This window comes from Litorihabitans aurantiacus, from assembly GCF_030161595.1.
Lineage (GTDB): Bacteria > Actinomycetota > Actinomycetes > Actinomycetales > Beutenbergiaceae > Litorihabitans > Litorihabitans aurantiacus.
In genome coordinates this window covers 527,352-554,303 of record NZ_BSUM01000001.1, presented here as the reverse complement: position 1 = coordinate 554,303, position 26,952 = coordinate 527,352, and the positions used below count along the sequence as shown (strand labels likewise).

Genomic DNA, 26,952 nt, shown 5'->3' with positions numbered 1-26,952 from the left:
GGTGCCGCGATCGGGCCGGCCGCTCCGGCCGGCGACCGTTAGGCCGGCCTCAGCCCTCCTGCGCACCCCCGTCCGCGTGGCCGGCGGCGACGTAGCGCTGCAGGAACGCCGCCATCGCGTCGCGGTTGATCGGCGCCACCGGCTGGTACTGCGCGGTACCGTCGTTGCCGACCCAGCCCGTCGCGATGCCCTCGTCCACGAGCCACGTGATCTCGTCGTAGAACTGCGTGCTCGGGGTCACGTCGGTGAACGGCGACGTGGCGGGTGCGGTGTGCGACGGCTCGCCGGCCATCCGGTACAGGAAGGCCGCCATCGCGTCCCGCCCGATCGGTGCGAGCGGACGGAACTGCGCCGTGCCGTCCCCGGCGTCCCACCCCGTGGCGATCCCCTCCGCGTGGAGCCAGGCGATCTCGGTGTAGAACTCGTCGTCGACCCCGACGTCGGAGAACGGCGAGGTGGTCGGCGCGACGTAGCCCTCCACCTGACCCGCCACCTCCGCCAGGCGGAACAGGAACGCCGCCATCGCGTCCCGCGCGATCGGGGTCACCGGGCGGAACTCCCGGGTCCCGTCCGCGGCCACCCAGCCGCGGGAGATGCCGTGCTCGAACAGCCACGCGATCTCGGGGAAGAACAGCGAGTCCACCGGGACGTCGACGAACGGTGAGGAGACGTCCGACGGCGCCGTGGTGACGGGCGAGACGGGGCTGCGCGTGACGTGCCCCGCGCCGTCGCGCACCTCGACGTACCAGCCGTAGGAGCGGCCGGGCTCGAGGTCACCGAGCACGGCCTCGACCCGCTCCGCCCCGACGGCGGCCTGCACCGGCCCGACGACGGTGCTCTCCCCCGCCGCGACGGTGAGGGCCGAGGTCGCGAGCGTGCGCTCGTCGTCGACCCCGAGGTCCAGCTCGAGCACGAAGTTCTCGCTGTCGGAGCCGTGGAAGCCGGGGATGGCGCCGGCCGGGATCTCCTGGCGCCACGGGCCGTCGGACGTGCGGGCGTCCAGGTAGGGCGAGTAGGTGCTGGCGTGCAGCAGCCCGTTCTCGGTGTCGAAGGCCAGCGAGCGCAGGAACTGCTGACCGCCGTAGGTGCGGCCCTGGTAGTCGGTGAGGATGCCGTACACCGGTGCCCCGTCCGCTCCCGGGCGGTGGGCGACGCCCGTGCCCGTGATGTGCCCGCCGAGCACGAGCCGGACGTTGCTGTGCGGGTCGATCAGGCGGCTCGTGACGTTCTCGTTCGCCCACCGGTTCGCCCCCGTGTCCACCGACTGGTGGATCGCGAGGATCACGGCGTGCTCGGGGTGGGAGCGGATGACCTCCTCGGCCCAGGCCAGGCCCGGGTCGTCGGGGTTGTCGGCCGAGAAGAAGCCGACCGTCAGGAGCAGGACCTTCGCGCCGTCGAGGTCGGCCGTGTAGAAGTAGTTGTCCTGCAGGGCGTCGACGCCGTGGCTGCCGCCGAACGTCCAGGGCGAACCCTCGAGGCTGTCGGCGAACCGCTGCGCGGGGTAGTACCGCTGCAGCATCACGCGGTTGTTGCGGTCGTTCTCGTAGTCGTGGTTGCCCCACGAGACGAGGTAGGGGATCTCCGCGTCGTCCAGCAGGCCCATCGCGTCCTCCGCGCCCTGCCACTGGTACTCCTGCGACAGGTACTTGCGGTTGACCAGGTCACCGGCGTGCACCACCATCGCCGTCCTCCGCTCCTGCGCCCGCTCGACCACCCACGACATCTGGTCGGTGAACATCTGCGGGGTCGCCTGGGCGTAGAGCTGCGTGTCGGGCACGTGCTCCATGGAGAAGTCGAAGTCCGCAGGATCGGGGTCGGCCTCGTAGCGGTGGTCCTCGCCGAACGGTTCGGACGTCAGCCCGCGCCACACCAGCAGGTGCAGCGTGCCCTCGGGCGAGACGGCGCCCTCCGAGCGCAGCGCCTCGACGTCGAGCGCGACCGTGCCGCCCGCAGCGTCAGCCCCGGAGTCCTTGAGGACCCAGGCCCCGGCGTCGTGGTCCCACACGTGGGCCGACACGCGGCGCTCGTCGCCCGTCCCCTCCCAGGCCAGGTGGAACCGCTCCTGCGCGGCCTGCTCGGGCGTCAGGGTGATCTCGTGGATCTGGAACGGGTTCTCGGCGCGGGCGACCGTGGTCGGCAGCAGCTCCTCGACCACCGTGCCCGAGGTCGGGGTCAGCGCCGCGGGGGTGCGGTCCGTGGTCGATCCCTCGCGCACGACGGCGGTGCTCGCGTCCAGCGTGAGGAGCTCCCCGCGTGGAACGTCACGTCGACGCGCTCGCGGCTGTCGGTGCGCGGGGTCGCGCTCAGCACGACCTGGCCGTCGACCGGGACGTCGCCCTCGGCCGTGTCGGCGACCTCGGGCTGCTGGGGGGCGACGGTGTCGGAGACGACCAGCGGGAGGGCGGCCGTGCCGGACGTGGCGCCCGACGTCGCCACCAGCTCCACGGTCACCTCGCCGGTGGCGTCCACGGGCACCTCGAGCGCGAACGGCCCGGCGTCCACCTCCCGGGTCAGCACCTCCTCGCCCGCGACGACGGCCGTGACGTCGGCGCGCTGCGTCAGCGTGCCGGTCACCTCGACGAGGCCGGCCTCCACCTCCGTGCCGGCGCGCGGGCCGGCGACGGCGACGCTCACGCCCTCACCCTCGCGCGCGGTGCGCTCGCCCACCACGACGGCGTCGCCGAGGTAGTTCGCATACCGGAACGCCTCCAGCTCCGGCGTGAACGCGACGGAGGCGATCTGGACCTCGTCGATCGTGCCGTGGAAGGGCGAGTGGAGCGCGCCGTCGTCGGTGTCGTAGTCGCCGATCGTGGTGCGCACGCGGTGGTCGCCGAACGTCGTGCGGTACTCGAGGAACCGGCTGTGCACCTCCACGCCGTCGACGAAGACGGCGTAGGTCATGCCGTCGTAGACCTGCGTGATCAGCCGGGGCTCGCCGTCGGCGGCCAGGTCGTGGCGCGTGCTGATGTCGGTGTCGTCGAACTCGTAGCTGTTGCCGGCCAGGCGCGCACCGAGCTGGCCCTGGGCCTGCACAACCCCCTGCCAGAACGTGGTGCGGCCGGCACCGGAGGCGCTCTCCTTCGCGATCATCGGGGCGTTGCCCGTCAGGGCCGCGAGGTCGTCCTGCGTCACCCGGACCAGCCCGCTGATGCTGATGCGGTCGAGGTCACCGCCCACGTCGCCCGGGTAGGCGAGGCGGGAGCCGGCGAACGCGGCCTCGCCCGTCCCCCGGTCGGAGACGTCGGTGCGCAGGTCGGCGCCCGTGAGCGTGCCCGTCGCCCGTCCGGTGGAGTCGACGCGCGACTCCCCCGCCGCCATCGGCTGCGCGAAGTGCTCCACGAGCTCGTAGTCGCCCTCCCAGACGTCGGCGGGGTCGGCGTCGGTCTCGGCGCCACCGAGGTAGGCCCACACCGTCGTCGCGGACGACGCCGGCAGCTCGGGTACGCGGACCCACACCGTCGACGTGCCGCCGGGGTTCCAGCTCTCGACCTCGACAGCGAGCGGCGCGCCCGTGGCGTCCACGACGGCGAGCGAGCCGGCCGGCACGTCCGGCGTGTCGGCGAGGCGGACCTGCACGGGGTGGTCGCGGAACGTGCCCGACGTGTCGTTGTGCACCGTGACCGGCTGGCGGTGGGTGGCGTCCGCCTTCGCCCACGCCAGCACGCCGCCGTCGGGCTCGACCACGCCGGTGAGCTCACGCACCCGGGCCTCCGCGGCGCGCAGCGCCGGTCCGCCCGCGAGCGCCGCGCGCTGGGCCGGCCGCAGGCCCGCGACGAGGTCGCTCACCTCGCGCACGGTGTCGGCGTCGCCGGCCGTGAGCTCGGCCGCCGCCGGGAGCGCCGCGATCGCGTCCTCGACCGGCGGCAGGGCGCGGTCGATGCCGAAGCTCTCGAAGATGCGCGGGCTCCCGCTCGCGCCCCGCACGTCGTAGAGGTCCACGCGCAGCTCGTCGTCGGTCACCGTCACCCCGGCGAAGTTGCGGGTGTCGCGCCACTGCGAGTTGGCGGGACCCGTGCGGTCGAACAGCTGCAGGTAGGACTCGAGGTCGAACGCGCTCACGTCCCGCGCGAGCTTCTGGTCCGCCGGGGCGGCGCCCGCGGTCTGCGGCGTGAGGAAGATCGTGCCGTCGGGGTCGACGTCCCACTCGATCCGCTTGCCTCCGACGATCTCGGTGTAGGAGGTGGTGGGCACGGCCGCGGCCTGCTCGACGCCGGCGGGGTCGTGACGCAGGACCTCGGTCCGCGTCATCACGTGGTCCTCGCCCTGGAGCACCAGGTCGATCCCGACCTCCGCGACCACGGGCATGAGGGCGCGGCGCAGCGCGAGGGTCTCCGCGGCGTCGGTGCGCGCACCCGTGGAGTACGCGCCCCGGTGCATCGAGAGGATCAGCCACTGCGCGCCGGCCTCGCGGGCCGCCGCGGCGTCCCGGCGCAGCCACGCGAGCTGCGCGTCGGTCACGAGCTGCCCGCCGTCCGCCGCGGACCGCGGGTCGTCGTTCGTGTTCAGCACCATGACGTGCGCGCCGTTGTAGCCGAAGGAGTAGGCGGAGCCGCGTGCGTCGTCCTGGTCGGCGGGTGTCTCCAGCGTGAAGTGGTCGCGGAAGGCACCGCTCGCGGCCTCGTTCCCGCCGGCGGCCGGTGCGAGGGTCGTGCTGGTGAGGCTCGGGCGCGCCTCGTCCAGGAGCTCGCTCCAGGCCTGCTCGCGGTCCCCGGCGCCGACGAGGTCGCCGCTGTGGACGAGGAACGCCGCGTCGGGGACGGCGGCGAGCGCCGCCGCCATCGTCCCGGCCCCGCGCTCGGCGCCGGCCTGGTCGCCCGCGTCGGTGTCGGTCAGCGCGACGAACGAGAAGTCGCCCTCACCCGGCGCGGTCGTGAACGTGCCGACGTCGCTCCAGACCTCCGCAGTGGCCTCGCCGACCCGGTAGAAGTACTCCCGCCCGGGCTCGAGGTCGGTCGCGACCGCCCGCAGGACGGTCTCGCCGTTCCTGCTGGTGCCGGCGGTCGCGGGGAACTCGCGCGTCGCGGCACCGGCGGGGAACGCGCGGTCCGCGCTCACGTGGACGGTGTGCTCCCCGGGGAGCGAGGAGTACCAGGTGAAGGCGCGGCCGGTCGAGGTGTCGCCGTGGAACGTCGTCGTGATGCGGTTGGGCGACTCACCACCGAACGACGCGGCGGCGGGGACCGGGTGGCCCCGCTCCTCGTCCCAGCGCCAGCGGCCCTCGAGGTCCCAGCCCAGGTCGGAGTACGTCGCGGGGTCGGCGAGCTCCTGCGTCGTGGCGTCGGTGCCGTGCTGGTCGCGCGTGCCCGGACCGGCGACGGGGGCGCCGCCGATCGTGATGTCGGAGGCGGCGAGGTTGCTCGCGGCGCTCCACCCCGCCAGCGCCGTGTAGCCCACGACGCGTCCGGCGAAGCCGTCGACGGTGCCGCCGTAGGTGATCGCGCCGTCGCGCACCACGTTCGCGGTGAAGCGCGAGTCGTTGCCCGGGTTGCCGGGGTAGGACACGACCATCCCGGCGTTGTCGCCGCGCGTGCCGCCGGGGTTGCCCACGGTGAGGTCGGCCGCGACGAGGTTCTCGGTGATGCGGGCGCCGTTCTTCGTGTACGCGGCGACACCGCCCGGCATGCGGCGGGCCGTGACGGTGGCCTCGACCCAGCTGCCCTGCACGAGACCGCCGTCCATCTCGGCCACCAGACCGGCCGCCTTCTCGCCCTGTGGAGCGCCGATCTCGGCGTCGACGACGGCGCTGCCCGTGATGCTCGAGCGTGCGGTCACGAGGGCGAGACCGGCCGCCCAGTCACGGTCCGCGCTGGAGTCGGTGACGGCCGTGACGCCCTCGAGCGTGAGGTCGCGGACCGTGGCGTCGGTCAGCTCGCGGAAGAACGCCAGCGACCGCGAGCGCGCGTGCCCGGCCGTGCTCGGCGCGTAGGTGAGGTCGCTGATCGTGTGACCCGCGCCGTCGAACTCCCCGCGGAACGTGTCGAGACCGACGAAGGCGGCGCCGTCGAGCGCGATGTCGGCGCTCAACCGGTAGGAGGCCGCGGCGTAGTCCTGCGGCGCGGTGTTGACCGCGTCAGCGACGGCGGCGAGGTCCGCCGCCGAGTCGAGGAGGTAGGGCGCGGCCGGCGAGCCGTCGCCGGTCGTGCCGGGGATCGTGGGGGCCGCGGCGGGGGCGGCCTCGGGGGCGGCCGACGCCGTGTCGACCAGCCCGGTGGTGGCGAGGAGCGCTCCGCCCAGCACGAGGCTGAGGGCGCGGGCGGGGCGTCGGGCGGGTGGGGGTGAGGGTGTCATGTCTGCTCTCGCGAGTCCGTCGTCCAGGGGCGCGCGCCGGCGACGGAGGCGGGCGGTGCGCGCCCCCACATCCGACAGGGCGGAGACGAGCACCGGGCCAACACCGGTCGACCTCCCGGTGACACGCACGCGACGGGCCGTCGACCCGGTCGGGCCCCGGTACCCGCACCGACCGTGCTTCCCTCCCGACCACCCGCGAACGACCGATCCGCACTACACTGGTCGTTTCGCCGTTCCCGCTCGGGGGCGGCGATCGTGTCATCACGACACGTCGGTCCGCGTCTCGCACCCGCCGCCCGGCCCCGGACTCCCCGTGGCCACGTCCCGTGCGGGTGCACGACATCACGCACCTAGGAGAACACCGTGCCCGACACCACCTGGCTCACGCAGGAGGCCTACGACCGCCTGAAGGCCGAGCTCGACCACCTCACCGGCCCCGGTCGCACCGAGATCACGGAGCGCATCGAGCAGGCGCGCTCCGAGGGCGACCTCAAGGAGAACGGCGGCTACCACGCCGCGCGCGAGGAGCAGGGCAAGGCCGAGGGCCGGATCCGCCAGCTCACGGAGCTGCTGCGCACGGCCGAGGTCGGCGAGGTCCCGGAGGACGACGGCGTCGTCGAGCCCGGCATGGTCGTCACGGCCGACGTCGGCGGCGAGGACATGACGTTCCTGTTCGGCTCGCGCGAGGTCGGCGGCGACACCGACCTCGACGTCTACTCCCCTCCTCGCTGCTCGGCGCGGCGATCAACGGGAAGAAGGTCGGCGAGAAGACCAGCTACACCACGCCCAAGGACGTCGAGATCACGGTGACGATCAAGGAGGCGAAGCCGTTCCACGGCTGAGCCCCACGTCATCACCGACCGACGGCGGCCGGCCCTGCGGGGTCGGCCGCCGTCGTCGTCCCCGGCCCCGGCCCCGGGGGGATCGACGTCGCCTCAGCGCTCGATCGGCACGTACCCCGCCGCCCGCACGTGCTCCACGACCTCGCGGCTGTGCTGCGACCCCTTGGTGACCACCTCGATGTCGACGGCGGTCTCGTCCACCCCCAGATCGGCGCCCGTGCGGACGTGCCCGATCGTGACGACGTCGGCGTGCACCTGCGCGATCGCCCCCAGCAGCTCCACGAGGCTCCCGGGCCGGTCCGAGAGCCGGCAGCGCAGGTGCAGGTAGCGCCCCGCGGCCGACATGCCGTGACGGAACACCTTGCGCAGCACGATCGGGTCGACGTTGCCGCCCGAGAGCACCGCCACCACCGGGCGCCCGGGGTCCACGACCTCCGCGAGCGCCGCGCCGCGGTGCGCGATGAGCGCCGCGATCCCGGCGGCGCCCGCCGGTTCCACCACCTGCTTCGCACGCTCCGCCAGCGACAGCACGGCCCGCGAGAGGTCGTCCTCGCTGACGGTGAGCACGCGGGTCCCCCGGGCGGCCAGCACCCCGAACGGCACGTCCCCCGGGCGCGCGACGGCGATCCCGTCGGCCATCGTGCGGGTGGTGGCGACGGCGACCGGCTCGCCCCGCGCGATCGAGGTCGCGTACGCCGAGGCGCGCTCGGCCTGCACGGCGACGACGCGGACGTCGTCGGGCACCGCCGCCGCGATCCCGGCCACGAGACCGCCGCCGCCCGTGGGCACGAGGATCGTGCCGACGTCGGGCACCTGCTCCATGATCTCGAGACCCACCGTGCCCTGGCCCGCAACGACGTCGGGGTGGTCGAACGGGTGGATGAAGGTGCGGCCCTCCTGCTGCGCCTCGAGCTTCGCGCGCGCGAGCGCGTCCTCGACGCGGTCGCCCCCGAGCACGACGCGCGCGCCGTAGGAGCGCGTGGCCTCGACCTTGGGGATCGCGGCGTCGGCGGGCATGTGCACGACGGCGTCGATCCCCAGCCGCCGGGCCGCCCACGCCACGCCCTGGGCGTGGTTGCCGGCGCTGGCCGCGACGACGCCCCGCCGTCGCTCGTCCTCGCTCAGGCGCGCCAGGCGCACGAGTGCACCGCGCACCTTGAACGACCCGGTGCGCTGCAGGTGTTCGCACTTCATCCGCACCGGCGCTCCGGCGATGTCCGAGAATGCGTCGCTGCTCTCCACGGGGGTGCGGTGGAGGAGGTCCGCAAGGATCTCGCGGGCCGCGAGGACGTCGTCGCGCTGCACGAGGGGCTGGCCGGTCACGACACCAGCCTGCCACCCGGGGGCCCCTGCGCCGGAACACCTCGCGCGCCGCGGGCGTTGTGCCTGGTGGCGAAAGGAGCTCCCATGTTCTTCAAGCAGGCCCCCGAGATGGTGACGGCGTCGCAGGCGCTGCCCGGACGCACCGAGCCCGCGTTCTCCGTGCCCGGCACGCACCGCGTGCTCGGCACCCCGCTGCGCGGCCCCTGGCCCGAGGGCACGCAGGTGCTCTACGTCGCGATGGGGTGCTTCTGGGGCGAGGAGAAGCACTTCTGGCAGATCCCCGGCGTCGTGACGACCGCGGTGGGCTACATGGGCGGGTTCACCCCGAACCCCACCTACGAGGAGACGTGCACCGGTCGAACCGGCCACACCGAAACCGTGATGGTCGCCTACGACCCGGCCGTGGTCAGCACCGAGCAGCTGCTGCAGGTGTTCTGGACGCAGCACGACCCCACGCAGGTGCACCGCCAGGGCAACGACCGCGGCACGCAGTACCGCTCGGCGTTCTTCTGGACCACGCCGGAGCAGGGCGAGGCCTACGAGCGCTCGCGCGAGGCGTACCAGCCGCGCCTGACGCAGGCGGGCTACGGCGCGATCGCGACCGACGCGCGGCCCGCGAGCGAGGCCGGGGAGTTCTGGTACGCCGAGGGCTACCACCAGCAGTACCTGGTGGCGAACCCGAACGGCTACTGCCCGGTGCACGCCACGGGCGTGACGTTCTGAGGACGCGGGGCCGCGTGCGGCGCGCGCGCCGGTAGCCTGCCGGGGTGCCCCGACTCGACCGCGCCAAGCTCGCCCCGAACGGGCTCGACATCCGGATCCAGCGCCGCCGCGTCCGGGGCGAGTTCCTGCGCGTGTGGCGGATGCGGGTCGACGACGCCGACCAGCGGCCGCCGTCGGGCGGGGCGGTACCGCGGCCGACGTTCGTGCTCCTGCATGGGCTGGGGGTCTCGTCCTCCTACTTCGAGCCGCTGGCCGCCGCCCTCGCGCGCGAGGGAACGGTCCACCTCCTGGACCTGCCAGGGTTCGACGGCGTCCCCCACGGTGGCCACCCCCTCGGTATCGACGGGTTCGCGGAGGTCGTGGCGGCGTGGGTCCGCTCCGAGGGGCTGACGGACCCCGTGCTGGTGGGGCACTCGATGGGTGCCCAGGTCGTCGTCGAGACGCTCGTGCGCCACCCCGACCTGGCCACACGAGCGGTGCTCATCGGGCCCCCGGTCAACGCCTCGGAGCGCAGCCCGATGCGTCAGGTCCTCCGGCTCGCCCAGAGCTCGCTGCACGAGTCCTTCGGCACCCGGCGCGCCGCGATCGCGGGGTACCTGCGGTGCGGGCCGCACTGGGTCCTGCGAGTCCTGCCGGCGCTGCTGAACTACCCGATCGAGGAGAAGGTCCGCTCGCTGCGCGCCCGCACCCTCGTGCTGCGCGGGACGTGGGACCACGTGGCTCCGCAGGACTGGACCACCAGCCTGGCCGCCGCGTGCCCCCGCGGTGCGCACGCGGTGATCGAGGGCGCCTCGCACGCCGTCGTCTACGAGCACTTCGCCGAGGTCGGCGTCCTCGTGCTCGCGCACGCCCGCGGCGACGCGGTCGACGGCGCCCGGCTCGACGGTCGCGGCCCCGCCGCCGAACCGGACGGCCTCGCGGTCGGGACGGTCGAGGACGCGCGCCAGGTGGCGCAGGAGGTCGCTGACGAGGTCGATGACGCGGCCGCCGACGCCCCGGCCTCGGACCCGGCTCACCGCTGAGGCGTGGTGCGCGAGCGCGGCCGGCGTCCCGATCGCCACAGGGACGTCGACGAACCTGACGGCCGTGGCGGATCCGGCGGGCGTCACCGACGTGCGGTCGGACGGGGGCCGGGCCTGCTGCGCCGCGCCGTCGGCTGGCTGGACGACTACCGGCACATCCTGTGGACCCAGGTTCGGGCCCTGGTGCGCCCCGCGCCGCCGCGAGCGTTCGCCGCCGGGTCGCGCACGCCGGTGCTGGTGCTGCCCGGGATCTACGAGTCCTGGCACGCCCTGGGGCGCATCGCGCGTGACCTGAACGAGGCGGGGCACCCGATCGTCGTCGTGCCCGGGCTGGGGGCGAACCTGCGGGCGCTGCGGGTCTCGGCGCGCATCGTGGCGCGTCAGCTGCGCGAGACCGGATCCGGCGAGCTCGTGATCCTCGCCCACTCCAAGGGCGGCCTCATCGGCAAGGCCCTCATGCTGGGACCGCTCGGACCGCGCGTGCGCGGCATGGTCGCGATCGCGACACCGTTCGCGGGCTCCCGACACGCGCGCTGGTTCCCCGGGGCGGGCGTGCGCGGGCTCAGCGACCGCGATCCGCACATCGGCTCGCTCGGGCGGCGCCACGACGTCGACGCCCGTATCACCTCGATCTACGCCGCCTTCGACCCGCACATCCCGGGCGGCAGCGAGCTGCCGGGGGCGCACAACGTGCGGGTCGACGCCGTCGGGCACTTCCGGATCGTCGACCACCCGCGCGTGCGCGCGGAGGTGCGCGACGCCGTCGGCCGCCTCACCACGGGCGGGGCGGCCGTCCCGTCGTGAGGTGTGCGGGTCCCGCCGTGAGGTCCGGCGGGGTGCTCGCACGACGTCGTTGACCGTATCCGCTGGTCAGGGACGCGCGGGTGCGCGGCGGATCCCGCCACACCTCACGACGGGACCGCGACACCTCACGACGGGACGCGTCGGTCAGAACGACGGCGGCGTGGCCCAGATGCGGTCGATGTAGTCGCGCATCGAGCGGTCGGAGGAGAAGAAGCCCGAGCGCGCAACGTTGAGGATCGCCGCGCGCGTCCACCGCTCGGTGTCGGCGTAGGCGGCGTCGACCGCCGCCTGCGCCTCGATGTACGCGGCGTAGTCCGCGAGCACCATGAAGCGGTCCTCGTAGAGCAGGTTGGACACGACCGGCTCGAAGGTGGCGCGGTCGCCGCCCGAGAACGCGCCGGAGGCGATGAGGTCGATCGCACGGCGCAGGTCGGCGTCCGCCTCGTAGAACGAGCTCGGCACGTAGCCGCGGGTCTGCAGATCCTCGACCTCGGGCTCGAGCATGCCGAACAGGAAGAAGTTGTCGTCGCCGACGAGCTGGCGGATCTCGACGTTCGCGCCGTCGTCCGTGCCGATCGTCAGGGCGCCGTTGAGCGCGAACTTCATGTTCCCGGTGCCGGACGCCTCCTTCCCCGCGAGCGAGATCTGCTCCGACAGGTCGGCCGCGGGGATGACCTTCTCCGCGAGCGTCACGTTGTAGTTCGGCGGGAAGATCACCTTGAGCCGGTCCTGCACGCGCGGGTCGTTGTTGACCGTCTCCCCCACCGCGTTGATGAGGTGGATGATCTCCTTCGCCATCTTGTAGCCGGGCGCGGCCTTGGCGCCGAAGATGACGGTGCGCGGGGTGACGTCCGCGACGTCGACCTCGCCGGAGACGATCTTGTCGTAGGTCGTGACGATGTGCAGGAGCTTGAGCGACTGGCGCTTGTACTCGTGCAGGCGCTTGACCATGACGTCGAGCAGGTGGTCGTCGTGCACGCCCACGCCGTCGCGCTCGCGCAGCACCGCGTCGAGGCGGCGCTTGTTGCCGGCCTTGACCGCGCGGAAGCGCGCGCGGAACTCCTCGTCCTCGGCGAACGGCTCGAGCCCGCGCAGCCGCTCGAGGTCGGTCAGCCAACCGACGCCGATGGTGTCGGTGATGAGCTCGGACAGCGACGGGTTGGCCAGCCGCACGAAGCGGCGCGGCGTGATGCCGTTGGTGACGTTCGTGAACTTGCCCGGGTAGAACTCGTGGAAGTCGGGCAGCACCTTGTCCCGCAGCAGCTGGCTGTGCAGCTCGGCGACGCCGTTGACCTTGGCGCCCGCGACCGTGGCGAGGTAGGCCATGCGGACCGAGCGCTCGGGGTGCTCGGCGATGATCGACATCCGGCGGATCCGGAGCTCGTCGTCGCCGAAGCGCTCGCGGACCTCCGCGAGGAACTCCTCGTTGATCCGGTAGATGATCTCGAGGTGGCGCGGCAGCAGCCGGCCGAGCAGGTCGACCGACCAGACCTCGAGCGCCTCGGGCAGCAAGGTGTGGCACGTGTAGGCGAAGCACTTCTTCGTGATCTCCCAGGCCGCGCCCCACTCCAGCCGCTTCTCGTCCACGAGCACGCGCATGAGCTCGGGCACGCCGATGACGGGGTGGGTGTCGTTCAGCTGGAAGATGATGCGCTCGGGCAGCTGCGCGAGGTCGAAGTCCTCGGGCAGCTGCTGGTCGATGAAGTCACCGATCGAGGCGGCGACGAAGAAGTACTGCTGCTGCAGCCGCAGCTCCTTGCCCTGCGGGGTGGAGTCCTCGGGGTAGAGGACCTTGGAGATGTTCTCCGCGAAGGTCTGCGCGCGCACGGCCTCCTCGTAGTCGCCCGAGTTGAAGATCTTGAGGTCGAACGCGTCCGTGGCCTGCGCGCGCCACAGTCGCAGCGTGTTCACGCGGCCGTTGCGGTAACCGGGGACCATGTAGTTGTACGGGAGCGCGTTGACGTCCCAGGCGGGGGTCCAGCGGCGGCGGACGACGCCGTCGTCGTCCGTGTGGTCGGCGACGCTGCCGCCGAAGGAGATGCGACGCGCGTTCTCGGGGTGCGGGAACTCCCACGGCGCGCCGAGCGCGAGCCACGAGTCCGGCTGCTCGACCTGGCGGCCCTCGACGAACGTCTGGCGGAAGATGCCGTACTCGTAGCGGATGCCGTAGCCGATGCACGGCACGCTCATGGTGGCGAGGGAGTCGATGAAGCACGCCGCGAGACGGCCCAGGCCGCCGTTGCCGAGGCCGGGCTCGACCTCCTGGGCGCGCAGGTCGGCCAGCTCGATCCCGCACTGGGACAGACCGTCGGCCACGATCTCGGTGAGGTCCGTGGCCAGGAGGGCGTTGCCGAGCTGGCGCCCGAGCAGGTACTCGGCGGACAGGTAGGCCACACCCTTGGACTGCGTCTCGCGCTGACGGCGCAGCGTCTCCGACCAGCGGGCCATGAGGTAGTGGCGCACGGTGCGCGCGAGCGCGAGGTACTGGTCGTTGACGGTGGACGCCTGCAGCGAGACACCCTGGCCGAAGTTCAGCTCGCGCAGGAACTCGCGCACGAAGCCGTCGACCGACGTCGGCGGCGCCGTGACGGTCGCGAGGGCCAGCGGGTGCGTGGGGGCGGGAGGCGCCGACGGCGTGGCGTCGGGGGCGGTCTCGGACACGGGGGTGCTCGTCTCGGTCACGACAGTCACCGTAGCGACTCGGATGCCGGCCGACAGCCCGATCGGGGTGGTGAGACAGGGTCGTTACCGAAAATTTGCGCAAGGGCTTGCAGGCGCAGGGCGGACGACGCGGCCCACCGACCCACCCGGCCGACCTGCACGACCGACCCGACCGGCCGACCTGCCCGACCGGACGAACCGGACGCGGGACGCGTCCGGCAGACTGGGCGGATGCCGGCCCGCCCCGACAGCTCTGTGATCAGCCCCGACCTCCCCCGCGGACCGGTCACCCCGACCTCGGCGTGGGGTGTCGTGTCGATGGGGCTGGTCAGCGGCAGCGCGGTCGTGCTCCTGGTCCTGCTCGAGCGACCGCTGGGGTACGCGGTCCTGGCGGCGGGGGTGGGGCTCGCCGTCGTGGTCGACCGGGTGCTGGCCCGGACGCTCGCGATCGTGGCCCTGGCGCTCGTTGCGCTCTCGGCGATCTCGCTCGAGGCGGACCTGAGCGACGCGGGGATCGCACGCTTCGCCGTCGTGCTCGGCTTCGCCGCGGTGGTGCCGGCGCTGCTGGCGCGGCGGTTCGTGGCGCCCGACGCGGTGACCTACCCGCTGCGGACGCGGCAGCGGTGGTCGAAGGGCGCGTGGGCGTACCTGGTCGTGGTCGTGGTGGCGGGCTACCTGATCCTGCCCGCCTACTTCCTCGGGTCCGGGGCGTACGAGAACTGGCCGGCGATCTCGACGGCCGACGAGATCGGGCGACTGTTCGTCGGCGTCAACGCCGTGGGCATCTGGGACGAGCTGTTCTTCGTGTGCGTCGTGTTCGCGCTGTACCGGCGGCACGTGCCGCTGTGGCTCGCGAACGTGATGCAGGCCGTGGTGTTCGTCGCGTTCCTGTGGGAGCTCGGGTACCGCTCGTGGGGGCCGCTGCTGACGATCCCGTTCGCGCTCGTGCAGGGGTGGACGTTCGCGCTGACGAAGTCGCTCGCGTACGTGGTGACGGTGCACCTGCTGTTCGACGCCGTCGTGTTCATGGTGCTGGTGCACGCCCACAACCCGCACCTGTTCGACATCTTCATCACCTCGCCGCGGTAGCCGGGCGATGAGGCAGCCGGGTGCCGCGTCGCCGGCGTCCTGTCCGCCCTGACCGGTCGGGTGACCTCGGCCGTGCCCTCGCTGACAGCGGCTGCGTCTCGCTGACAGCGGCTGGTGGTCGTGCCGACACGGCAGACCCGACATCGACGCAGGTCAGAGCCGGAAAGCCGGCGATCACCTCGCCAGCAGCCGCTCCGAGCGAGACGCAGCCGCTGTGAGCGAGGGGGCCGGGCGGTCGGAGCTCGACCTCGAACGCCGCGGCAGGATCCGCCTGCGCCCCTCGCTGACGACGGCGATCCCCTCGCCCACCACGGCGACGCCCTCGCCCACCACGGCGCGGCCCTCGCTGACGACGGCGATCCCCTCGCTGACAACGGCAATGCCCTCGCCCACGACGGCGACGCCCTCGCCTACGACGGCGTTCCGGAACGCTCACGACGGCTCCCGCAGCATCGCCGCAGGTCACAGCGATGAGCCGACCCCGACCGGCCGTCTCGCCGTCGTGGGCGAGGGTGTCGCCGTCGTGGGCGAGGGCCTTGCCGTCGTGGGCGAGGGGCGTGCCGACCGGCTCGACCCGCGCTGTCCGCGTCCTCGCTGACAGCGGCTGCGTCTCGCTCACAGCGGCTGGTGGCGGTGCCGACGCCGCCGGCGCTGCATCACCGCAGGTGAGAGCCGGGGCCCCGTCGGGCGCTCCGCCACCAGCCGCTGTCGGCGAGGGCTCAGCCGCTGTGAGCGAGGGGCCGAGGAGGCTACCGGTCGAGGTGAGCCGTCCGAGGCGGCCGAGGTCGACCGCGGGGGCGCGGACGAGCCCGGCGGCGTCGGCGTCGGCGTCAGCGCTCGCGCGTGCGCGTCCAGCGCAGCAGGTCCTCGACCGGCCACGTCGTGATGATGCGCTCGGCCGGCACCCCGCGCGCCGCCGCCCGCGAGTACCCGAGAGCGAGCCAGTCGAGCTGCCCCGGGGCGTGCGAGTCGGAGTCGATCGAGAAGAGGCAGTCAGCCTCCAGCGCGAGGTCGATGAGGTCCTCGGGCGGGTCGCGCCGCTCGGGCCGGGCGTTGATCTCGACCGCGGTGCCGTACTCGCGGCACGCCTCGAACACGATCTCGGCCTCGAACGTCGACGGCGGTCGCGTCCCCCGCGCACCCTCCACCAGCCGCCCGGTGCAGTGCCCGAGCACGTCGAGGTGCGGGTCAGCGACGGCGCGCACCATCCGCCGCGTCATCGCCGCGGACTCCATGCGCAGCTCCGAGTGCACCGACCCCACCACGACGTCGAGCTCCTCGAGCAGCTCGGGCTCCTGGTCGAGCCCGCCGTCCTCGAGGATGTCGACCTCGATCGCCGTCAGCACCCGGATCCCGACACCCTCGTCCGCGAGCGCCGCGTTCAGCTCCGCCACCTGCTCGATCTGCGCCCGCAGCCGCTCGGGGCTGAGCCCGTTCGCCACCCGCAGGCGGGGCGAGTGGTCGGAGACGGCGACGTACTCGCGCCCCAGCCGCGCCGCCACCCGCACCATCTCGCCCATCGGGCTGCCGCCGTCGGACGCGGTCGTGTGCATGTGCAGGTCTCCGCGGGCGTGGGCGAACAGGGCGGCCCCGGCCTCGTCGTCGGGATCGAGCGTGGGCGTCGCCTCCGAACGCGCCTTCGCGAGCGCCTCGGGAACGGTGCCACCGATGGCGGCGACGATCGCCTTCGCGGTGGACGCACCGACGTCCGGGATCCGCGTCCAGGCCGTCACGGTCGTGCCGAGCTCGGCGACCCGCTCGGGCGGCAGCGCCTCGACGGCGTCGGCGGCCCGCCGGTAGGCCTTGACGCGGTGGGTGTCGACCCGGGCGCGCTCGCGCCAGAACGCGATCTCGCGCAGCGCGTCGATCGCGCCGGCCGCCGAGCGGCCCGGGGCGTCAGCCACGGTTGATCAGCGCGCGCCGAGGATGTCGACGACGAACACCAGCGTGTCCGTGCCGCCGATACCCGCGGCGGGCATGCCGCGCTCGCCGTAGCCCAGGTGCGGCGGGATCGAGACGAGCACGCGGGAGCCGATCTGCTTACCCACGAGCGCGTCGTCCCACCCGGCGATGACGGCTCCGACGCCGATCGGGAACTGGATGGAGGACCCGCGGTCGTAGGAGTTGTCGAACATCCGGCCGTTCCAGACCTGGCCGTAGTAGTTCACGTCGATCGACTGGCCGGCCTGGACCTCCTCGCCCGTGCCCTGCTCCAGGACGGCGACGGCGAGCTCGGCGGGGGCTCCGCCGTCGGGGAACTCGAGGACCGGCTTGTCGCCGAACGAGCCGGAGGCGGAGGGGAGCTGCGACATGGTGTGCCTTTCGAGCGGTGACGATTGCCGCTCCAGCGTAGTTGCGCCCGGCCTCAGCGCAGCGGGTCGGCCAGCAGCTCGGCCAGGAACGCCCGCTGCCGCGGCCAGCGCAGACCCTCCCCGCCCTCGTGCCCGTTGAAGCGGAGCACGTCGATGTCGCTGCCGGCCGGGTGCCCGTAGTGGTGGAACGCCGCGAACACCGTCGACGGCGGGCACGTGAGGTCCATCAGCGCGGCCGAGAACAGCCCGGGCGCCGTCGCGGTCCGCGCGAGGATCGCGGCGTCGACGTAGGACAGCGTGCGCATCGTGCGCGCCTCGGCGTCGCGGTGCGTGCGCAGGTAGTCGGCCACCTCGCGGTAGGGGTAGGAGTCGGTGAGCACGACGGCGCGCGGCAGGTGGCACATGAAGGGCACGTCGGGCATCGCGGCCACGAGTCCGTCCGCGAGCCCGGCGACGGCCAGCGTCACCGCCCCGCCCTGGGAGACCCCGGTGACCGCCACGCGCGCCGGGTCGACGCCGGGGATCGCCCGCACGGCGTCGACCGCCCGCACCCCGTCGGTGTACAGGCGCCGGTAGTAGTGCTCGTGCGGATCCTCGATCCCGCGGGTCATGAACCCGCCGACTCCCTGCCCCGCGGGCGCCGGGTCCGGCGTCGACCCGCCCGTCCCCCACCCGGAGCCCTGCCCGCGCGTGTCCATCACGAGGTGCCCGTACCCGGCCGCCGCCCACGCCAGGCGCTCGTGCGGGAGGCCGCGACCGCCGCCGTAGCCGAGGTACTCCACCACGGCCGGGACGACGGCGTCACCGGCGGGTCGCACGAACCACGCCTTGATCCGGTGGCCGCCGAAGCCCGAGAAGGTGACGTCGTAGACGTCCACCGCGGTCAGGCCCGTCTCCACCCGCACGAGCGAGACGTCGAGGTCGAAGGACCGCGCCTCGTCCAGCGTGCGCGTCCAGAAGTCGTCGAGGTCGTCGGGGACGTCGAGCTCCGGTCGGTAGCGGGCGAGCTGGTCCTGCGGGAGGTCGAAGTGGGCCACGGCCGCCAGCCTAGGTGCCGAGGTACCGCCCCGGCTTGTGGTTGAGGACGAGCACCAGGCTGAGGACGACGGCGCCCGCCGCCGACAGCAGCACCGTCACCGGTGCGACCACCGTGAGGGCGAGGAGGACGACGGCGACGTCGAGCCCCATCTGCACGAGTCCCGCGCTCCACCCGAGCCGCTCCTGGAGCGTGAGGGCCAGGATGTTGAACCCGCCGAGGCTGGCGCGGTGCCGGAACAGGATGAGCAGCCCGACGCCGGCCAGCAGGTTGCCGGTGACGATCGCGTAGACGGGGTCCAGCGCGAGCCCCGCGCCGTCCGCGAGCCGGCCGAACGGGTGCAGCGAGGCCAGCGCGGCCGCGAGCGCCACCGCGGCGGCGCTGCGGAGCGTGAACGCCCAGCCCTTGGCGCGCACGGCGAGGAGGAAGAACGGCAGGTTGACGGCGAAGAAGAGGATCCCGAACGGGACCGGTGTCGCGTAGCTGAGCAGGAGGGCGAGGCCGGCGGTGCCGCCCGTGACGGCGTCGACGGCCTGCAGGAGGCTCAGACCGAGCGAGGCGATGAACGCGCCGGTGAGGAGGCCGAAGACGTCCTCGGTGCGGCTGTGCCGCAGGACGGCGCCGGACTCGGCGTAGGGCGACGCGCTCGAGCGCGGGGTCGGCTGGGTGGGGTCGGTGGCGCCCGCCGGGTCGGTCGGACCGGTCGGTGCGCTCGTGGTGGGGTCGACCGGGCCGGGGGTGGTGGCCGGGTCGGGGTGTGCGGTGGGCATGGCCCAAGGATCCCACCCGGTCCCGGGGACGACGAACGGCCGGCCCCCGCGGGGACCGGCCGTTCAGCTGTGCACCCGGGACGAGCCCGGGCGGGAGATCAGTTGTCGCCGCGCAGGATCGCGAGGAGACGCAGGAACTCGAGGTACATCCAGACCAGCGTGACGGCGAGGCCGAACGCGGCCGACCAGGCGTAGCGCGCCGGGGCGCCGCGCTGGACACCCTTCTGGATGCCGTCGAAGTCGATGACGAGCGTCGCGGCGGCGAGCACCACGGCGGCGACACCGATGAGGACGCCGAGCGGGATACCCATGACCTCGACACCGCGGATGCCCCAGGCGTTCTCCATCACACCGGTCCACATCAGGACCAGGTTCACCAGCGAGAAGATGGCGTACCCGATGAGCGACACCATGACGATGCGCTGGAACTTCGGCGTGTTGCGGACCTTCCCGCTCCTGAAGAGCAGGAGCACGGCCGTGAACGTCGCCACGGTCGCGAGCAGCGCCTGCAGCACGATGCCGGACCACTGGGCCTCGAAGATGAAGCTGATGCCGCCCATGAACAGGCCCTGCAGCGCGGCGTAGGCCAGGATCAGCGCCGGCGCCGGCTCGCGCTTGAACGCGTTGACGAGACCCAGGACGAAACCGCCGATGGCGCCGATGAACAGCAGCGGCATCTGCAGCCCCGGCATCCCGATCGCGGCCGGGCCGAACCAGTTGAACGCTCCGAACAGGATGATCGTGCCGAGCACGGTGGCCGTCTTCATGATGACGTCGTCGTAGGTCATCCGACCGGTCTGCACGGCGGAGGCCGCCGGCATGCGGTAGGCGTGCTCGAGGTTGTCGGAGACCGGGGCGGGCGGCATGGTGGCCGTGCCCGAGGGCGTGCCGTAGGCCTGCTGGCCGTAGGCGCCGCCCTGGTAGCCCTGGCCCTGGGGGGCCTGCGGCACCGACGGGACGCCGAGCGCGGCGCGCTGCTTGCGCGCCTTCTCGCTCTCCCCGAAGTAGGGGTCGTTGCTGAAGTACGGGTTGCTCACGCGAGCGCTCCTCGGAGGTGGGCAGGGATGCGGCGGGTCGAACGGGTCGTTCTGCCACCACGGATGGCGACACCAGGGTCAACGCCCCGGGTGCCCGCCATGTTCCCAGACGCGACCCGACGGCGACACCCGGGCGCCGCCGTCGGGCGGAAGATCCCACCGGGAGACCACCGCCTCATCCCCGAGGGTGAGACGGCGCGCGTGAAGTTCCCCCTCGTGGCGGCGGCGCGGCGCGGCCGCGCGCCGTAGCGTCGGGGCATGAGCACTCCCGCACCCATCGCCGCCCCGGCGGCCCGCACCAGGCAGGAGCCCACCCGATGATCGAGGCGGAGAACCTCAGCAAGCGATACGGCGCGAAGGTCGCCGTCAACGGCGTCTCGTTCCGCGTGGAGCCCGGCACCGTGACCGGCTTCCTCGGCCCGAACGGGGCCGGCAAGTCCACCACCATGCGGATGATCGTGGGGCTCGACTCCCCCACGTCGGGCCGCGTGACCGTCAACGGGAAGCCTTACGGCGAGCACCGCGCCCCCTGCACGAGGTCGGCGCGCTGCTGGAGGCCAAGGCCGTCCACACCGGTCGCAGCGCCCGCAACCACCTGCGCGCCCTCGCCGCCACCCACGGGATGGGGGCGAAGCGGGTCGACGAGGTCATCGAGATGACCGGCCTCGGCGCCGTCGCGAGCAAGCGCGTGGGCGGGTTCTCGCTCGGCATGGGCCAGCGCCTCGGTATCGCCGCCGCGATGCTCGGCGACCCCCGCACCCTGATCCTCGACGAGCCGGTGAACGGCCTCGACCCCGAGGGCGTGAAGTGGGTGCGCACGATGGTGCGCTACCTGGCCGACGACGGCCGCACCGTCTTCCTGTCCTCCCACCTCATGAGCGAGATGGCGATCACGGCCGACCACCTCATCGTGATCGGGCGCGGCACGATCATCACGAGCGGGCCGGTGCAGGACGTCATCGACGCCACGTCCGGCACGTCGGTGACCGTGCGCTCGCCCGGCGCCGCCCAGCTCGCCGAGCTGCTGGTGGGCGACGGCGTGAGCATCACCGCCAGCGAGCCCGGCCTCCTCACCGTCCGCGGCCGCGACGCCGCGGCGATCGGGGAGGCCGCCGCGCGGCACCAGATCGTGCTGCACGAGCTCACCCCCGTGCGCGCGTCGCTCGAGGAGGCCTTCATGACCCTCACCGCCGGTGAGGTCGAGTACCACTCCGGCGCCCCGGCCGGTCAGCAGATCCAGGACGGAGCCGCAGCATGAGCGCCATCGCACCCTCGACCAGCACGGCCGACCGCGTCGGCCGCCCCGCTCCCCGCGCGGCCGGGACCGGCCGCGTCACCTTCGGCCACCTCCTCGCGTCGGAGTGGATCAAGCTCCTGACCCTGCGCTCGACCTGGTGGACGCTCGGTCTGACCGTGCTCGGCATGGTCGGGCTCGCGGCCCTCTCCGGTGCCGGCGCCGGCTTCGCCGCCGACTCCGGTCTGGGTGACGGCTTCGGCCTGTCCGCCATCACGTTCGGCTACTGGATCGGACAGATCTCCGTGGCCGTGCTCGGCGCGCTCATCATCACGGGTGAGTACTCCACCGGGATGATCCGCTCGACGATGGCAGCGGCGCCCCGCCGCGTCGACGCCCTGCTGGCGAAGGCCGGTGTGCTGGTGGGCGTCGTGGCCGCGACGGCGGTGCTCGGCATCGCGCTGTCCTACCTCGTCACACTTCCGCTGCTGGCACCGCACGACCTGGCTGTCGACCTCGGCGCGTCCGACACGTGGCTCGCCATCGGGGGCGCGGTGGCCTACCTCGTGCTCATCAGCCTGCTGGCGTTCGGGCTCGGCGTGATCGTGCGCAGCTCGGCCGGCTCGATCGCCGCCATCCTCGGCATCGTGCTGATGCTCCCGACCGTGCTGAGCATCGTCTCGGTGTGGCAGAGCTGGGCGATGGACGTCATGGCCTACCTGCCGTCCGAGGCGGGCGGGCGGATGATCACGGGTCACGGCGGCATCGGCGACGCGTCCATGCCTCCGGGCGCCACCCTGCTCGACCCGGCGGTCGGCGGGCTGGTCATGCTGAGCTACGTCGTCGTCGTCCTGGCGATCGCGATCACGCTCCTGAAGAAGCGCGACGTCTGAGGCACTCGCCGTGACGTCCGACGCCGAGACCCCGTCCGCACCCCCGGTGCGGGCGGGGTCCGGCGTCGACTCGTCCGTACCGAAGGCCCCGCCCGCGCCCGTGGACCCGACCCCTCCCACGCCGGAGTTCACCGAGCTCACCGCGCGCCGCCTCGGCCCCGTGCGTGCCTACTTCGTGCGCCACCCGGTCGTGATGGACGTCCTGGTGATGGCCTGGTACGGCGTCCCCGCTCTCCTCACCCTCGTGACCTCCGGCGTCGACAACCTCGCCCCCGCACCTACGACGGCGCGCATCACGATCGCGATCGTCTGCATGGTGGCGACTGTCGCCGCCCTGTGGTGGCGCCGCCGCGCGCCGGTGACCGCGCTCGCCGTCGTCACGACCCTGGGGTGCGCGACGGCGATCGCGACTCTCAACCCCAACGGCATCGACATCGCCGTCGCCTTCTGCATCTACGCGGTCGCCGCGGCGGGCGGCCCGCGCCGCGCGTGGCCGGCGTTCGGCGGCGCGACCTTGCTGCTGGTGGCCGCGATCCTGCTGGGGACCGCGACGTCGCCCGTCGTGGGCGTGATCGCGGCCGACGGCGTCGAGACCTCGACGATGGTCTACCAGGTCACGGGCATCTCGGTCGTGGCGTTCTTCAACCTCATGGCGATCGCGATCGGCCTGAGCGTGCACAACCGCCGCGAGCACGTCAGCTCGCTCGTCGAGCGCGGCAACCGGCTCGCACTCGAGCGCGACCAGCGCGAGGAGCTCGCCGTCGTCGCCGAGCGCAGCCGCATCGCGCGCGAGCTGCACGACGTCGTCGCTCACTCCCTCACCGTGATGATCACGCTGTCCGACGGCGCGGCGGGCATCGCCGGGCGCGACCCCGAGCGCGCCCGCACCACGATGCAGGACGTGTCCGAGACCGGCCGCGCGGCCCTGGCCGACATGCGCCGGGTGCTCGGCGTGCTGCGGACCGACGACGTCGGTGGCGGCACCGGCGACGGCTCCGCGACGGCCGAGCCCTCGCCCCTGTCCCCCACCCCGACCCACGGCGTCGAGGACCTGGTGGCGCAGTTCCGGGGCGCCGGGATGCGCGTGGCCCTCGTGCAGCAGGGCGGCGCGCTCCCCTCGGACGCCGGGCTGCGCCTCGCGGTGTACCGGATCGTGCAGGAGGCGCTCACGAACGTGCTGCGCTACGCACCCCTGTCGCCCGAGATCACCGTGACGCTCCAGCGCGAGCCCGGCGCCGTCGTCGTCGCCGTCGTCAACGCGACGGGTCCCGGCAACCGACCCGGCGCGGCGGGCAGCGGACGGGGACTGATCGGCATGCGCGAACGCGTGGCCGTGTTCGGCGGTTCGCTCGAGGCCGGTGCGACGCCGGGCGGCTGGCGCGTGCGCGCCGTCCTGCCCTGGGAGGATGAGGCGTGATCCGCGTGCTGCTCGTCGACGACCAGGCGCTCCTGCGCACCGGTTTCCGCCTCGTGCTCGAGGGGGTCGAGGACGTCGAGGTGGTGGGTGAGGCCGCCGACGGCGTGGCCGCCGAGAGCATGGTGGAGGCGCTGCGGCCCGACGTCGTGCTGATGGACGTGCGGATGCCGCAGCGCAACGGCATCGACGCCACCGCTGCGATCACGCGCTCCCACCCCGAGACCCGCGTGCTCATCCTGACGACCTTCGACCTCGACGAGTACGCGTTCGCGGGCCTGCGCGCCGGCGCCAGCGGCTTCCTCCTGAAGGACACGCGGCCCGCCGAGCTCGTCGACGCGATCCGCGTGGTGGCGAGCGGCGAGGCGGTCGTGTCGCCGCGCATCACGCGCCGGATGCTCGAACTGTTCGGCGAGCGCCTGCCCGAGGGCGGCGACGACGGCGCAGCCCCCGGGGTCCATCCCGCGCTCGCGACCCTCACCCCGCGCGAGCACGAGGTGCTCGAGGCGATCGGGCACGGGCTGTCCAACGCGGAGATCGCGCAGCGCCTCGTCGTGTCCGAGGCGACGGTCAAGACGCACGTGGGCAACGTGCTCGCGAAGACCGGGTCGCGCGACCGCGTGCAGGCCGTGGTGCTCGCGTACTCCACCGGACTGGTCCGTCCCGGGTAACGTGCACGGATGGAGATGCGCACGGACCCCGGGCAGGTGCACATCGGCGTGCGCGAGGTCACGCCCGCGGACGGCGAGTTCCTGGTGGACATGCTGCTCGAGTCGGCGAACTGGGACGCCGAGACCGTCACGCGCCGCGCCGTCCTGACCACGCCGCGGCTCGCCCGGTACGCCAACGGCTGGGGACGCCAGGGGGACCTCGGCCTGATCGCCATCGACCAGGGCGGCCCGAGCGGTCTGCAGATCCCCGTCGGCGCCGCGTGGATCCGCTACTTCCCGAGCACCGAACCGGGGTACGGCTTCGTCGAGCCCGGGGTGCCGGAGCTCGCGATGGCGATCATCCCCGGGCGGCGCCGCCTCGGAATCGGGCGGGCGCTGCTCGCCGCGCTGCTGAACCGGGCTCGCGAGCTCGGGGTGCGTCGCCTGAGCCTGTCGGTCGCGCCCGGCAACCCGGCGCGGCACCTGTACGAGCAGGCGGGGTTCGCGGTGGTCCCCGGCGCCGGCGCCGACGACGACACCTCGCTCACGATGCTCGTCGACCTCGCCGCGGTGGGCGGCAGTCAGGACGGTGCGGACGCCGGTGCGACGCCGTCGACCTCGGCCCCGTCGTCGACGGCCCCGACCGCGTCGGCGACGTCCGGCTCCGCCACCGACCCCGCGTAGCTCGCGGTCTCGAGCACCTCGAGCGGCACGAGCGGCGGACCGGTCGCGGTCGTCAGGTGCGGGAACAGCAGGCGCGAGGCCTGCGCGGCCGCGTGCTCGACGGCGGCCGCCACCTCGTCGGCGTGCTCCTGCGGCGTGTGCACGACGAGCTCGTCGTGGAGGAAGAACGCCAGGTGCGGCGACCGGCCGGGGGCGCGATCGCCGTCGTGCGCGGTGTCTGCGGTGTCTGCGGTGTCTGCGGGGACCATCGCCCGCAGCGCCTGACGCACGCCCGCCATCCACGCCAGCGCCCACTCCGCGGCCGTGCCCTGCACGACGAAGTTGCGCGTGAACCGTCCCCAGTCGCGTGCGCGGCTGCGGGCGCGACGCTCCTCCTCCGCCCCAGCGCCGGCTCCCGAGGCGGCCGCCTGGGCCTCGCGCCACTCCGGGGACGCGGGCGGCGAGCTGCGCCCGAGCCACGTGGTGACGACGCCGCCCCGCTCCCCCGTGCGCGCGGCGTCGTCCACGAGCCCGAGCGCGCGCGGGTAGGCGCGCGCCAGGCGGGGCACCAGCAGGCCGGACGTGCCCGACGTCGCGCCGTAGAGCGCTCCGAGCATCCCGACCTTGGCGTGCTCGCGGGTGTCGACGGCGCCCGCGTCGACCAGCCCCTGGTACAGGTCGCCGCGCGCGCCCGCGGCCAGGAGCGCGCCGTCGCCGGCCATCGCCGCGAGGATGCGCGGCTCGAGCTGGGCGGCGTCGGCCACCACGAAGGTCCACCCCGGATCGGCGACGACGGCGGAGCGGATGATCTTCGGCAGTGACAGCGCACCGCCGCCGCGCGAGGACCAGCGCCCGGTCACGACGCCAGAGGGCACGTAGTCCGACCGGAACCTCCCCGCGCCCACCCACGTGTCCATCCAGTGCCAGCCGTTCGCGGACGCCAGGCGCGCGAGGCCCTTGTACTCCAGCAGGGGCGCCACGACGGGGTGGTCGAGGCCCTGCAGCTCCCACTTGCTGGTCGAGCGGACGTCCAGTCCGTTGCGGCGCAGCTCACGCAGGAGGTGCGGGGCGGAGTCGGGGTTGAGTCGCGGGGCGTCGAGCGCGGCGCGGATCTCGCCCGCCAGGCGCTCGAGGGTGGCAGGCCGGACGCCGGGCCGCGTGCGCGGGCCGAGCAGCCGGGTCAGCGTGGCTCCGTGGAGCTCCGCGTCGAAGGGGAGGCCGTCGTACCGGATCTCGACGGCGGCCAGCGCGCCGGAGGACTCCGCGGCCAGGAGGAGCCGCAGGCGGTGGCGGCGGGCGGGGTCCGCGACGGCGTCGAGCACCTCGCGCTGGCGGTGGTGCTCGGCGAGGGTGTCCCGTGCTGCGGTACCGGTGCTGCCTGCGCCGCCTGTGCTGCCGCTCTGCGCCGTGCCCGCCGCCTCGCCGACGAGGTCGAAGAGCGTGGCCGCGTCACCGCCGTCGAGCGTGGGATCGGTGGCGGCCGCCGTGCCGATGTCTCCGTCCCAGGCGTCCCACGCCGGGTCGTGAGCCGGCCAGGCATCGTGGACGAGGGCGGGCGGCGGCACCGTGGAGGCGCGCAGGATCGCGCGGGTCAGGCGCAGGTCCCAGCACCGAGCGACGCGCACGCCCGCGGCGATCAGGCCCGGGTACCGGCGGAAGGCGGAGTCCCAGACCCAGCGCACGCCGTCGGGCTCCGCCTCGAGCTCGGCGACGGCGCGTGGCAGGCCTGCGGGGGCGACGACCACGAGCGGGGCGGCACCGGCGGGGGCGGCACCGTCGACCAGGTGCACGGACGCGTCCCGCTCGACGAGCAGGATGTCGCGGACCATGCCGTCACCCTCCCACGGACCGCCGACACCATCCCCCCGCCGCCGGCCACCGCCGGCCACGACCGCCGGGGTTCGGTGCGCACGAATCGGGTCTTCGTCCGCGCTGAAGACCCTATTCGTGCGCACCGAAGCGGCGCCGGTGCGGCGCCGAAGCGGCGGCGCGGCGGCGCGCCGGGTGTGAACGGGGTGCCCCCGACGGGACTCGAACCCGCACTGAACCGGGTTTAAGCCAGCTGCCTCTGCCAGTTGGGCTACGGGGGCGCGACCGAGCCTAGTCGGCGGTGCGCAGCGGCCGTGCGCGGATGGCGGGGCTCGCCCAGGGAGGATCGGCGCGGCCTTGGTACGCCGTCGGCGGTGTGTCT

Annotated in this window: 19 protein-coding genes, 1 tRNA gene and 2 pseudogenes; 11 read left to right on the top strand and 11 right to left on the bottom strand. The window is 73.8% G+C overall.

The features are described from left to right. Positions 1–49 precede the first annotated feature (49 nt). A complete protein-coding gene (locus QQK22_RS02615) occupies positions 50–2,215 on the bottom strand; it encodes a metallophosphoesterase (protein ID WP_284249170.1) in 2,166 nt (721 codons plus the stop codon). After that, positions 2,173–6,288: a DUF2341 domain-containing protein gene (locus QQK22_RS02610; RefSeq protein ID WP_284249168.1), complete on the bottom strand. Its 4,116-nt coding sequence runs from the start codon at positions 6,286–6,288 to the stop codon at positions 2,173–2,175. The genes QQK22_RS02615 and QQK22_RS02610 overlap by 43 nt, the downstream gene beginning before the upstream one ends. Before the next feature lie 363 nt (positions 6,289–6,651). Between QQK22_RS02610 and greA the strand changes: the two are divergent. Beyond that, a pseudogene (gene greA / locus QQK22_RS02605) lies at positions 6,652–7,130 on the top strand (transcription elongation factor GreA). Between the two features lie 93 nt (positions 7,131–7,223). On the opposite strand, the gene ilvA reads toward greA, so the two are convergent. Next, positions 7,224–8,453, bottom strand: a complete 1,230-nt coding sequence (ilvA, locus tag QQK22_RS02600; protein WP_284249166.1) for a threonine ammonia-lyase — start codon at positions 8,451–8,453, stop codon at positions 7,224–7,226. An 84-nt stretch (positions 8,454–8,537) separates the two neighbouring features. Between ilvA and msrA the strand changes: the two genes are divergently transcribed. Genes msrA through QQK22_RS02585 form a run of 3 tightly spaced genes read left to right on the top strand, consistent with a single transcriptional unit; the run spans position 8,538 to position 11,002 of the window. Further along, positions 8,538–9,176 carry a peptide-methionine (S)-S-oxide reductase MsrA gene (gene msrA / locus QQK22_RS02595; RefSeq protein ID WP_284249165.1) on the top strand — a complete coding sequence of 213 codons (639 nt, stop codon included), beginning with the start codon at positions 8,538–8,540 and terminating at the stop codon, positions 9,174–9,176. 44 nt (positions 9,177–9,220) lie between these two features. After that, positions 9,221–10,198: an alpha/beta fold hydrolase gene (locus QQK22_RS02590; RefSeq protein WP_284249163.1), complete on the top strand. Its 978-nt coding sequence runs from the start codon at positions 9,221–9,223 to the stop codon at positions 10,196–10,198. 3 nt (positions 10,199–10,201) lie between these two features. Beyond that, a complete protein-coding gene (locus tag QQK22_RS02585) occupies positions 10,202–11,002 on the top strand; it encodes an esterase/lipase family protein (RefSeq protein ID WP_284249161.1) in 801 nt (266 codons plus the stop codon). Positions 11,003–11,146: 144 nt separating this feature from the next. On the opposite strand, the gene QQK22_RS02580 is transcribed toward QQK22_RS02585, so the two are convergent. After that, positions 11,147–13,606, bottom strand: coding sequence for a glycogen/starch/alpha-glucan phosphorylase (locus QQK22_RS02580; RefSeq protein ID WP_284252505.1), 2,460 nt, complete (start codon positions 13,604–13,606; stop codon positions 11,147–11,149). A 288-nt stretch (positions 13,607–13,894) separates the two neighbouring features. Here QQK22_RS02580 and QQK22_RS02575 point away from each other — a divergent pair, with 288 nt between their 5' ends. Next, positions 13,895–14,752, top strand: a complete 858-nt coding sequence (locus QQK22_RS02575; protein ID WP_431310121.1) for a CPBP family intramembrane glutamic endopeptidase — start codon at positions 13,895–13,897, stop codon at positions 14,750–14,752. Positions 14,753–14,966: 214 nt separating this feature from the next. Beyond that, the gene (locus tag QQK22_RS02570; RefSeq protein ID WP_284249158.1) at positions 14,967–15,350 is read left to right on the top strand and encodes a hypothetical protein; all 384 of its coding nucleotides are present in this window, start codon (positions 14,967–14,969) and stop codon (positions 15,348–15,350) included. A gap of 232 nt (positions 15,351–15,582) precedes the next feature. Here QQK22_RS02570 and QQK22_RS02565 read toward each other — a convergent pair whose 3' ends face one another. The 5 genes from QQK22_RS02565 to QQK22_RS02545 form a co-directional block, all read right to left on the bottom strand. Further along, positions 15,583–16,656, bottom strand: coding sequence for a PHP domain-containing protein (locus QQK22_RS02565; protein WP_284249156.1), 1,074 nt, complete (start codon positions 16,654–16,656; stop codon positions 15,583–15,585). 6 nt (positions 16,657–16,662) lie between these two features. Continuing rightward, positions 16,663–17,064: an FKBP-type peptidyl-prolyl cis-trans isomerase gene (locus tag QQK22_RS02560; protein ID WP_284249155.1), complete on the bottom strand. Its 402-nt coding sequence runs from the start codon at positions 17,062–17,064 to the stop codon at positions 16,663–16,665. 53 nt (positions 17,065–17,117) lie between these two features. Further along, on the bottom strand, positions 17,118–18,101 hold the full coding sequence (locus QQK22_RS02555) for an acetylxylan esterase (RefSeq protein ID WP_284249154.1): 984 nt from the start codon (positions 18,099–18,101) through the stop codon (positions 17,118–17,120). 10 nt (positions 18,102–18,111) lie between these two features. After that, the gene (locus QQK22_RS02550; RefSeq protein ID WP_284249153.1) at positions 18,112–18,870 is read right to left on the bottom strand and encodes a YitT family protein; all 759 of its coding nucleotides are present in this window, start codon (positions 18,868–18,870) and stop codon (positions 18,112–18,114) included. 98 nt (positions 18,871–18,968) lie between these two features. Continuing rightward, positions 18,969–19,907, bottom strand: coding sequence for a Bax inhibitor-1/YccA family protein (locus tag QQK22_RS02545; protein WP_284249152.1), 939 nt, complete (start codon positions 19,905–19,907; stop codon positions 18,969–18,971). Between the two features lie 317 nt (positions 19,908–20,224). Between QQK22_RS02545 and QQK22_RS02540 the strand changes: the two are divergent. The 5 genes and pseudogenes from QQK22_RS02540 to QQK22_RS02520 all read left to right on the top strand — a co-directional run bounded on the left by QQK22_RS02540 (position 20,225) and on the right by QQK22_RS02520 (position 24,782). Then, positions 20,225–21,165: pseudogene (locus QQK22_RS02540) on the top strand (ABC transporter ATP-binding protein). Further along, positions 21,162–22,034 carry an ABC-2 transporter permease gene (locus QQK22_RS02535; RefSeq protein ID WP_284249151.1) on the top strand — a complete coding sequence of 291 codons (873 nt, stop codon included), beginning with the start codon at positions 21,162–21,164 and terminating at the stop codon, positions 22,032–22,034. The pseudogene QQK22_RS02540 and the gene QQK22_RS02535 overlap by 4 nt, the downstream one beginning before the upstream one ends. A gap of 10 nt (positions 22,035–22,044) precedes the next feature. Then, complete coding sequence (locus tag QQK22_RS02530) at positions 22,045–23,451, top strand: sensor histidine kinase (RefSeq protein WP_284249150.1); 1,407 nt, start codon at positions 22,045–22,047, stop codon at positions 23,449–23,451. Then, complete coding sequence (locus QQK22_RS02525; protein ID WP_284249149.1) at positions 23,448–24,119, top strand: response regulator; 672 nt, start codon at positions 23,448–23,450, stop codon at positions 24,117–24,119. The genes QQK22_RS02530 and QQK22_RS02525 overlap by 4 nt, the downstream gene beginning before the upstream one ends. 9 nt (positions 24,120–24,128) lie before the next feature. Further along, positions 24,129–24,782 carry a GNAT family N-acetyltransferase gene (locus tag QQK22_RS02520; protein ID WP_284249148.1) on the top strand — a complete coding sequence of 218 codons (654 nt, stop codon included), beginning with the start codon at positions 24,129–24,131 and terminating at the stop codon, positions 24,780–24,782. On the opposite strand, the gene QQK22_RS02515 is transcribed toward QQK22_RS02520, so the two are convergent. Continuing rightward, entirely contained in the window at positions 24,680–26,590 is a 1,911-nt protein-coding gene (locus QQK22_RS02515) for a bifunctional 3'-5' exonuclease/DNA polymerase (RefSeq protein WP_284252501.1), read from the bottom strand. The genes QQK22_RS02520 and QQK22_RS02515 overlap by 103 nt on opposite strands. A 187-nt stretch (positions 26,591–26,777) precedes the next feature. Beyond that, positions 26,778–26,851, bottom strand: a tRNA-Leu gene (locus QQK22_RS02510). Between the last annotated feature and the right edge of the window lie 101 nt (positions 26,852–26,952).

Bases quoted from the DNA above. Each gene is read 5' to 3' on its own strand.
- QQK22_RS02610 (WP_284249168.1), bottom strand. From the start codon at position 6,288: ATGACACCCTCACCCCCACCCGCCCGACGCCCCGCCCGCGCCCTCAGC.
- msrA (WP_284249165.1), top strand. From the start codon at position 8,538: ATGTTCTTCAAGCAGGCCCCCGAGATGGTGACGGCGTCGCAGGCGCTG.
- QQK22_RS02575 (WP_431310121.1), top strand. From the start codon at position 13,895: ATGCCGGCCCGCCCCGACAGCTCTGTGATCAGCCCCGACCTCCCCCGC.
- QQK22_RS02560 (WP_284249155.1), bottom strand. From the start codon at position 17,064: ATGTCGCAGCTCCCCTCCGCCTCCGGCTCGTTCGGCGACAAGCCGGTC.
- QQK22_RS02550 (WP_284249153.1), bottom strand. From the start codon at position 18,870: ATGCCCACCGCACACCCCGACCCGGCCACCACCCCCGGCCCGGTCGAC.
- QQK22_RS02535 (WP_284249151.1), top strand. From the start codon at position 21,162: ATGAGCGCCATCGCACCCTCGACCAGCACGGCCGACCGCGTCGGCCGC.
- QQK22_RS02520 (WP_284249148.1), top strand. From the start codon at position 24,129: ATGGAGATGCGCACGGACCCCGGGCAGGTGCACATCGGCGTGCGCGAG.
- QQK22_RS02515 (WP_284252501.1), bottom strand. From the start codon at position 26,590: ATGGTCCGCGACATCCTGCTCGTCGAGCGGGACGCGTCCGTGCACCTG.